We start from the raw sequence: 9,219 nt of genomic DNA, 5'->3' as shown, positions 1-9,219 counted from the left end.
CCCAGTGGCCAGGTTCAAAACGTCTCTGCTCGTCATCCACGACCTTGTGGGCAAACATAAACATTGGTTGGCAGCCTGCGGCGTTTATCTTCGTTCGCTCTTCGTCGGTGACGATGGCGTCTAGGATTGTCCATTCTTCTACGGCGCAGAGAGGCATCCACTTGTAGCGCTTTCTAGCTGCAGACATCGCGTCTTCGAGGCTAAGTTCTGAGCCAACTAGAGAGGCTCCCGGGTCTCCCAAAAGGCCCGCATCGATCACTCTAACCATGTGCTGCCTCCGAAATCATTTACGAGTAGTACGCCTGCTCACCAGAGGCTTGCTGGAAAGTCCGCGCGCTGGTCTTCACGGGCAGCAAAACGCTCTCACCTAATTTCCATAAATTGCCAAAATGAGCTTACGAAAGCTTCGCTATGAGCCGTCTTGGTCGCGATATGCGCAATACTACCTCATTTTGGTATTTAACGGAAACCCTCCTGTGTGGCTATATCCTGACTTTTGAGTGAGCCATGCAGCTTAGAATCGCACTCGCAGGCGCCATCCGAGCACTGCGTAAGCAGCGTCAACTTCGGCACGAAGACCTTTCTGACGCCTCCGTGAAATCTAAACTCAGCGCCCTCGAGCGAGGCGAAACAAGCATTACCCTTGAGAAGTTCGAGAGCCTTGCTGAGGGCCTTCGAATAAACCCTCTGGCCCTCCTAGCTCTATGTATGTCCCAACAGCAAGACACCCCTTACCATGTCCTCATGGATGCTGCCCTGAAGCAGCTGCAAGCGTTTGAGAAAGAAGGAGGTCTTGGAATTCTTGCTGAACAGCTCACTGATGGAGGGGTTGCCCCCCGTAAGCCTGGAAAGCCTCAGAACAAGGGAAGCGAAAGCGTCGTTCGCGAGCTTAAGACTGCTGGAATGAATCAATCGCAGATTGCGCGGGAGACGGGGCTGGCTCTATCGACTGTGCATCGATATTGGAAGAGGATTAACGCTACCGAATCTAGAGCTGATTGTTAGAGGACAATGCTGGATTGACGCACGTGCTCTCAAAGGGCTCGGGGCCGTGCGTTGAGATTGAGCTTGGCTTACACGACAACGCGAGGCCGAGCGGAAAGATCGGTTTGCCGCGAAGTGGCTTCGATCACTGGATAACGTTATTTCCGGCTTAATCCATAGCCCCCTGCGCACGAGAACCTCATAAGCGATGGTGCCAGATCCTGATTCAGGATTTACACAAATGCGACATTAATGTCTTTTTTCGACATTATGAAATCTCTGCCCTTGAATTCGTTTTTCAAAACCGGAGATCTATATTTTGAACTCAAAAGAAAAGCAGCGTTGCCTGCACCGGCCCATTTTTCATTTTGGAAATGAGGCTGGTTCGCTGGCCGCTGTTTTTATCTGACCCTTTCGATATGACAGCTTTTTAAGCTCACTCTCAAGCAAATACCATCGCTTATGGTTGCCCCTACGCACCTTGTAACCTGCTCGTTAATTTGGGGTCGTAGGCCCCGGCTCGTTTTGCCAACAAAAGCCAAGTATTTGAGTTTACTTTTTGTGGTTTGTACGAGATTTGGTGTGATCTGAGATCAAGAAAATCCAGCGAATCAGCTAGAGGTATAGTTCCGTCTAACCCGCTCAGGTTCCACCGGGATGCCCTCGGTTTACAGATACGAACATGCCGGCGATGATCCTGGCGTCGAGCAAGGCGTGGTGAGGCAGCTCTTCACCCTCGCTAGTCGGAGAAAGGGTTGTTGCGTCAGTAGGGAAATTACGAACGATTCTGGGCCATCGCCCGTCCTCATATACCAGGTCGCAAAAAAGCTCCCAATCGAACTGAGGGGCATCAGTGACGATCTCGATCTCTTTTTTGAACGACGTCAGAAATCTGAGCAGCGACATCCTGGCTTCAATAATGGGCAACGCGTAGCTCCCACCCCACAGCTGTGGAAGCACGGTTTCCTTTACGAAATCACTGCAGTCTTCTTCTTGCCAAGCATCGAGCAATTCCACGTAGAATTCGTGCCCATCCTCAGCGACTAACGCCAGTGAAATCAGCTTCGCTGCCGCCGAGAGCTCGGTAAATTCGCAATCAAGAAAGACCATCATGTTGCTGGAACTCCGTTATGACTAGGCCTCGCCTGGATATGGTGCAGGAAGGTCAGCTGTGGGAAATGGCTCTCAAGCATTTTGGCTCAGACGGGTTCCTCAAGGTAATCATAGAAATGTGGAGTCACGCTGCTCCTCCGCCCAAGCCAGTCGTGGAATACCTGTCCACCAAACAGGTGAGTCAAGAAATCCTGAATATACTGAAAATTGCCCAAGAGCGAGTCGGTGCATTCGTTGCTGATCGGATAAGCGTTTTCGGACGATTGAGCTATGAAGCTACACCGTTGAGTTAGCTGAAATGACTCGAAAAGGATTTCTGGGGCACTGTATTAGGCCAATGTGCTAGCAACGAGCCCTTATCGACTGACCGCTCTAAATTGATAGCGAAGTGGCGAGTACGAAGCGGCTGGAAAATCTGGATTAAAATTACGGCCTGCCAGACTTACTGGCATAAACACTACTTGAAAGCAGAAGGACGATTTTCACAAGGGTTAATATCAAGGCGGAGCATCGCCAGTCTTTGAAAATCATCGAGCGCCTGAGGTCGCTAGACATGGGGATGACCTGTTGATGCTGAAGACTTGGTGCTCAACGCCCCACGCCCCGGCGTCATTGTAATGTACGACTCCGGGCACTCCCAAGGAAACGTGAGGGCTAAACTTTGCAGAGTTGTCTACGTAAAGTATCAAGCTTCAAAAGCTCGTCATAAGTAGCGATGATATCGAATAATCCCCACAACCCGGGCGACGGTTGCTGTTCAGTTTCCTGCCCAGGTGGGACTGTGATCAAGACTTGACTACACTCGCCCAAAACGTTGTCAAGTACCCTACAAACCATCGTTAAAGCGTCACGAAGGCTTTCAGTTTCGCTACGAAGCTTATCCGTTTCTTCTGGCGAATTAGGAAGAACACCAGAATCGATATTTCTGATTGTGAGTTTCAACTGGTCGATTTGGCCATTCAAACTCGCATTGCGGATCTTAAGCGCTTCGAAATCCGAAGTAGTAACGACAGGAGTTTCCTCTGCAGACTCCTCTATCTTGCCGCTCCGATCTAGATAAAGACGATAGTCGGAATTCCTAAGCAGCGTGACATGGCTAACGGGCTTAAAGCCTTTGACCTTAGTCTTTTCAGGCAACGACTCGAAATCTCGGTATTCAAACTCTTTCACAATTTTAGCAACGTCGATTGCCAAATTTGTGATGTTCGGATACGTAGCTTTAGACAGAATATCAAGCGCACTACGAATATGTCTAATGCGTAACGCCTTGTGCTCTGCTCTATAATTATCAAACGGATCGAGTCGCTGAACCAATGCTATGCTCCCATTTCTGATAACCCCATGTTAGCAGAAAGTGATAAAGCGGGCCTAGCTACCATGCTAACATTGGCGCTGTCGTGACTGATTTTCATAACGTCCCGGACGCTGAGCATGCCCGTCGTCATCATGCTGGAAATCTGTGACGCCAACTGATGACTCGCAGGTTTGTTACTCGGCTTCAGTAGCTCATCATACTTGCCTTGGTTCACAAGCATCCTCATCCTCATTTGGGCGAACTGCGCATCAAGCCGAGGACTGGAAAGATCCGGAAAGTTCTGAACATCGACCAAGCGCTTCAGGACGTGGTCGGATTCTGAGATCTCGACTTTCTGGAAGTGAGCCATCAGTCCATCCTTCTCTCGGAGAAAAAAACTATTTGCCTCTCCGGTTTGCGCCATCAGATACAGTTGCTGCTCAATAGCCTCCAGGGCGTAAGCTTCCAAAGCATGGTGGTCATACTCAACATACAAATTTTCCAAAATTTGCGGATTGCGAGCGCTTGGCTTGAGAGCTCGATACTCTTGAATTTTGTCAAGCACGACCTTCATCATCTCTTTTGCTTTATCTTTTTCTGCACTCACAGCCTGTAAGTGATCGATACCACGGATGGCATAAGGGCACAACGCGCATTGACGGTGCCCACCGATTTTGGAGACTACTTCCTTCGGACAACGATTATCAAACGGGCAAATATGGCAGTTATTGAACGCGAGCTTGGTGTAAAGTCTTGCGCGCAGAGTCTCAAGCCCGTTCTTGTCATCCGCTACACCCGCGAGGCTGATCAAGCCGTGAGTTTTAATAGCCTGCACTGGATCTTTTTCAATAGACGTCATCAATTTAGCATGAAGCTTGAGGACGGTCTCAGCAAGTTCAGGAGCATCACCCCGCTCAATACTCTGCATGTTTTTCATCATGTAATCAGCGAGCAACTGTTGGTGATCAGACAAATTGTCGCCATCAAAAATTGCGTAATACCAGACAAGCGCCTCACTCTGACCTGTCAAATATTGACCGATGATCGAAGGCGGTAGGAGCCTGATCGCGTCAGATACGAACCCCGCGCGCAATGCATGGGGTGTGTGTGGGCTGACCAGATCATTGACGGCAAGCTCTCTGAGGAAATATGGCGAATAGTCGAGAAAAGGAGCAGGCGAACCACCCTCAGACTTGACGAAAACCAAGTCTTCCCCGGAGGTGTCCTGCATCTGAACGCGAATGAAATGCTGCAGAATCAACATGTAAACACGAAACTGCCGAGAGTTGTTCCAATCAGAGTCTGTATTCCCTTGCCCCCTGAACAGGGGTTTGTATCGACCAAATTTGGATCCCTCAACCATGCCATACCACAAGTCCTGCTTGTAACTAGCCGAAGTGCACGCGTCATACCACTTGCGCTGCCTATCCATGATCTCAATAGCACGCATAGCAACAATCGCAGTCCACTCTCCATGCGACTTGTCTGAGCTTACAAACATGGGTTGGAATGGAAGAGCGCGAAAGCGATCCACCCCACGATCATACTTATCTTTGTCCAGCCAAATCAGATGCTGCTGACGGATACCAGTGTGACACATCAGCTGCGTTAGCCTAACTTCATTGGGCGAAATACGCCTCACCACCTCTCCCCGAATCTCAATGTCGACAACCTTATAAAAACGAGGAAGAAACTTGAAAGTATAGATCTTATCCTCATGATAAAAAATTGGCGTATAATTCAATAACCCTTGATTAACCTCATCCATACCCTTAACGTTACGACCAATCAATCCCGCCCAAGCATGACTATGAATAAGCTCAGCTGTGGAGGGCTGATAGAGCTTACCATCCAGGACTCCATAGTTAACATCTTGCTCCAATTGACCATCGTAATATGGCATTTCATTAATGTGGTCAACCAGGTATTCAAGACTGTCAAGCATGCTGATGAACGTCGAGAAATACGGCCTTGGGACTGGAACTTTGTCAGTGCCTGATTTCTTTGAGACAGCCGGGTAGCATGAACTCGTAAAGTTGTTTCTAAACTTATCAGCACCTGGCAATACTAGGTTATTATCCTCAATATAGTCGCAAAAACGATCGACGATACCTACTCGAGCATACAGAGTATCGCTGACCCAATTATTCACACGAGAAAATTCATTAACATAACCAATAAATGTTCTTGGGGGCTCCTTTTCATATAGGATTACACCATCAAGAAAAACTGATTCTCGGGTAAAAAAAAGGGTACAGTTGAAGTCGTTCAAATTCTTAGGATAGTCTAGGAGATCACCATCCCGTTCAAGGAAGAAATTGGGTAGATAGCACATGACATAGCTCATGAGCAAGCCGAGTACAAACTCATGATTGGTAGTGTTCTGGAGCCTCATAGAGTGCATGAACGATTTATAAAAGCCATCTACCATCGAGGAAAATACTTTCACAGGATAACGCGAGGACTCATAAAAATGCGAATCCTCACCCTCACCACCAATATAGAAAATTTTCTTGAGCATGTGAGACGGGAAATATTTACCAAAATCCTCAGCAAAATTGATACTCCGTACACCGGACGCAATTTCTTGCGCTGCCGCATAAGATTTTTCATACGCGCTTTCAGCTTTCTTTTTTACTTTTCCAGTCCGGATTCGCCCTTTATAGACTCTGGCAGGTTTGTTTTCGCGCTTTTCCAGTTGATATTGGTTTATAACATCCTCAACCATTTGCTTTTTTCCCTCACTCTGAGACGAGAGTGTGAGAAGGAAATCATTGACGTAGTACCTCCGCAATGGCAGTTGTCCTGATCCATTAGCAGCGGAAAACAGGCTGTTGGCATCGGATTGCGAAAGATCCTCAATGGTGTAAGCGGTGGTACTTAGAAGAAGTCTCAGCCAAAAGTTTACGCGACTGCTCCCACTATCAAACTCTTCTCTTTTGAAAAGACTTTTGATCCTGGATTCAGGATGCACGCCGCGAATCAGGGTCAGGCTCTCTACATTCAACTTGTGACAAAGAGCATCCAATACTTCTGGCATATGTGCGATAGTCTGCATCCCGAGAGGCGCAACGAAAACTTTTCGCGCCCAGAGCGTGATGAAAACCAAACGAAAAAACTGAGAGATCGACCCCTCGTAGCTAACTGAGAGCCCCGAAATCCTGGGATCAACTTCACTCCACGAAACTTTACTAGCGCGGAACGTCGCCTCTAATGTCAATTGAACATGACTCACCTCCCAACCTTCAAAGGTTAGAGCACGCCTGAAAATGGTCTCTACTCGCTCCGCAGCACTATCAGGCTGCGCACCATAATATTTTTTATAAAGGGTTCGAACTGTCGCTACAGCCTTAACGAACTGCGGAGCAACCTCATTCTCTTCTACGAGCCAAATTGCGTTGGCGGGGTGCAAATTAATCATTAGTTACTGTCGCCTTGCAGTGAGAGCTTAAGTTGTTTGAGTTCATTCTCAAGATGCTGAATCTGAACGTGGGTCACGCTGTAGTTAGCCGTTGACATACGAAGCATATTAATAGTCGCGAATGTTGCCTCAAGCATTTTGATGTCTTTCCGCGCGTATCGCTCAGTTGCCTTGATGCTCTTATGCCCCATGAAAACTTGCACCGTTTTCAAATCCAGTCCGAATTTGTTATGACCAACCGGATTAGGGCAATGGTTCACCAGGTAATACGCATACATATGACGAAGCGAATGAAAGCCGTAGCTCATGCCCGTAACTTTCTGTGCAGCTGAACGGAAGCGCTCGTAAACGGCCTGATAAGACGTCGCCATGGGGCCCCCGTCTCGAAGATTACGAAATAAAAATCTGTGTGCTACCGGACGGTGCCTACTCGCTTCTAGAGCACGCTGTTCTTGGTCATATAACCCTAAGTAATGCCAGAACATTGAAGCAAAAGGCTGGATCAAAAACGTATCAGGCTTAACCCGCCCCTTATGATCAAGCTTTTTGAGCTGATGCTCAGGGATGTAATGGATCAAAACATCTAGACGCGTGTCAGGATCAACAATAAATACCTTATTATTTTTCGGATTATCGGTATCGATATAAATGTCGTCCCACAACACTGTAAGCGCTTCCGAAATCCGGCAGCCGGATGCTGCTAGCAAGCTCCACAGCACCTTGTCGCGCAGACACGTAGCGTTTTCAATCAAATCCCTACACTTGTCAATTGGAAAGGTTTTTTCATCCCCTCCAAATTCATCAGTGCGCGCTACCGTCGAGGGCTTAGAAACCGGGCTCAGGTGTTTCTTTTTGATCCGTTTGGCGCCCCCTGCGATGCAGCCGGCCATCCAACTGTTCGCCCTGATAGCAGCCCTGACATTCCGAGGCGTCTCCATGTACCTGGTTGTAGTGAGCGGCATCATCGAGATAGCTATATCGGAGACGTAGCCACTGTCCTGCATTTGCAGTAAGGCTTCTCTCATCGCCTCACTAGCGGTGATGAAATTATTTACACCCGCAAAATGTACTGCAATAGAAGCGCCACCCAGTTCTCTGCTACCAAGCACCCTCGCAGCCTCTCTGGCTACGGATGATGTACTATAAATACCGCTGACCAAGTAGCTCTCATAGCTATCTAATGCATCTCGCAGTTGCAATGCAGTGAGGCCACCACATTGAATACTGACTTGATGAATATAGTTCAGCATTTCACGCACCGCGTAACAATATGTACGTGTGGTTTTGAATGCTTTAACTTTGGCAAGTTGATACGCCCACTCATCGAAGAACTCTGTCATCGTGTGATCAGGACAAATCATTCGGAACGTAAGAGTCCCATTGCGTGTCGTCTCAAACAGCTCGACATGGTTCATACGTAAAGAGACGACCGCATTCAAAGGATCACATCCTTGTTTGAAACATCAACACGCACCTGAAGTCTTTCAGTTGATTTCGAATTCACTATACCATCCTGTTTAATTTCGTCTTCTTCTAAGTTTTAGATCAGGCACTGGCATTCGACAGCGTATTTTTCACACAGGATGCCGACCATATAGTGCGTCACACCCCTCGAGAAAGGGCGGATCATTAACGTATCAACTGCGGAGTCAGGGCTGAAAGATCCTAAACTTTCCAAGTAGCATCGTAATTTTATCGACCTAGCGCGCAGTCAATAAAATCCGCTAACTTCCTGACGCAAATATACTCTGTTCAGAGTTGCAATCCTTCTGTGCAGTTTCAGTGATTACTGACGCTAAAGTGGCACGCATCCTGCCACACTAAAAGCAGCTGATCAACAAGGTGCAATAAACTTTATTGCATCTTATAGTATGCTCGTAGCATACCGATTCTAGATCGGCCGCATTGGTACCTTACATTCGATATCGACCTCCGCCGCTGTACCCCAAAGCAATTGCCCCAGAATGGCGGCCAAGGAGCTATCACGCTGTGACAGCGCCAATTAAAGATACAACCTGCTGAATGATCGCGTCCCCGCGTTGCTCCCCCACTGCTGAAAGGCTTCGAAAGCCTTGAGACCGTCGGACAATCGCCACCCTCACCTAACACTTACGACCTTAAGAGCATTCCCCCAGGCGCAAGAGCTTTACAGTTGAGCGCGGGGCAAGGCGTGGAGACGACCAGAACGCCGAGACGCTGAAGAAGATGGGGAGCTATGGGGCTAGCTGAATCGTTCAGCATTGAGTAAGCAAGCCAGCTTTCGATCATGATGGCCAAGGGTGAGCTATAGACTCGGAGGGTTCGCAGCACAGACCTTCCCGGCCAGGTGAGGTATCACGTTCGCACAACGTTGGCACCCACCTATAAACGATTAGCTTGCGAATGCCCGATGAGAGATCTCAGACAT

Annotated in this window: 6 protein-coding genes; 1 reads left to right on the top strand and 5 read right to left on the bottom strand. The window is 48.1% G+C overall.

What is annotated here, in order from left to right; translation table 11 throughout:
- Positions 1-268: DUF6957 family protein (locus tag AO064_RS31095; protein WP_425262151.1), on the bottom strand; the 268-nt coding region annotated here is incomplete at its 3' end.
- Positions 269-507: 239 nt separating this feature from the next.
- Here AO064_RS31095 and AO064_RS31955 point away from each other — a divergent pair.
- A complete protein-coding gene (locus AO064_RS31955) occupies positions 508-1,005 on the top strand; it encodes a helix-turn-helix domain-containing protein (protein ID WP_046487219.1) in 498 nt (165 codons plus the stop codon).
- A gap of 621 nt (positions 1,006-1,626) precedes the next feature.
- Here the strand turns inward: AO064_RS31955 and AO064_RS29150 are convergent.
- From AO064_RS29150 to AO064_RS29130, 4 genes are all read right to left on the bottom strand, one after another.
- Entirely contained in the window at positions 1,627-2,097 is a 471-nt protein-coding gene (locus tag AO064_RS29150; protein WP_064055423.1) for a 3'-5' exonuclease family protein, read from the bottom strand.
- 654 nt (positions 2,098-2,751) lie between these two features.
- Positions 2,752-3,411, bottom strand: a complete 660-nt coding sequence (locus AO064_RS29140) for a hypothetical protein (protein WP_064055422.1) — start codon at positions 3,409-3,411, stop codon at positions 2,752-2,754.
- Between the two features lie 2 nt (positions 3,412-3,413).
- Entirely contained in the window at positions 3,414-6,812 is a 3,399-nt protein-coding gene (locus tag AO064_RS29135; protein WP_064055421.1) for a hypothetical protein, read from the bottom strand.
- On the bottom strand, positions 6,812-8,251 hold the full coding sequence (locus AO064_RS29130) for a tyrosine-type recombinase/integrase (RefSeq protein WP_244159549.1): 1,440 nt from the start codon (positions 8,249-8,251) through the stop codon (positions 6,812-6,814). The genes AO064_RS29135 and AO064_RS29130 overlap by 1 nt, the downstream gene beginning before the upstream one ends.
- Positions 8,252-9,219 lie beyond the last annotated feature (968 nt).

The organism is Pseudomonas marginalis (assembly GCF_001645105.1).
Classification (GTDB): Bacteria; Pseudomonadota; Gammaproteobacteria; order Pseudomonadales; family Pseudomonadaceae; genus Aquipseudomonas; species Aquipseudomonas petroselini.
The sequence above is the reverse complement of the archived record's forward strand: the minus strand, read 5'-3'. Positions and strand labels throughout refer to the sequence as shown.

Bases quoted from the DNA above. Each gene is read 5' to 3' on its own strand.
- AO064_RS31955 (WP_046487219.1), top strand. From the start codon at position 508: ATGCAGCTTAGAATCGCACTCGCAGGCGCCATCCGAGCACTGCGTAAG.
- AO064_RS29150 (WP_064055423.1), bottom strand. From the start codon at position 2,097: ATGATGGTCTTTCTTGATTGCGAATTTACCGAGCTCTCGGCGGCAGCG.
- AO064_RS29135 (WP_064055421.1), bottom strand. From the start codon at position 6,812: ATGATTAATTTGCACCCCGCCAACGCAATTTGGCTCGTAGAAGAGAAT.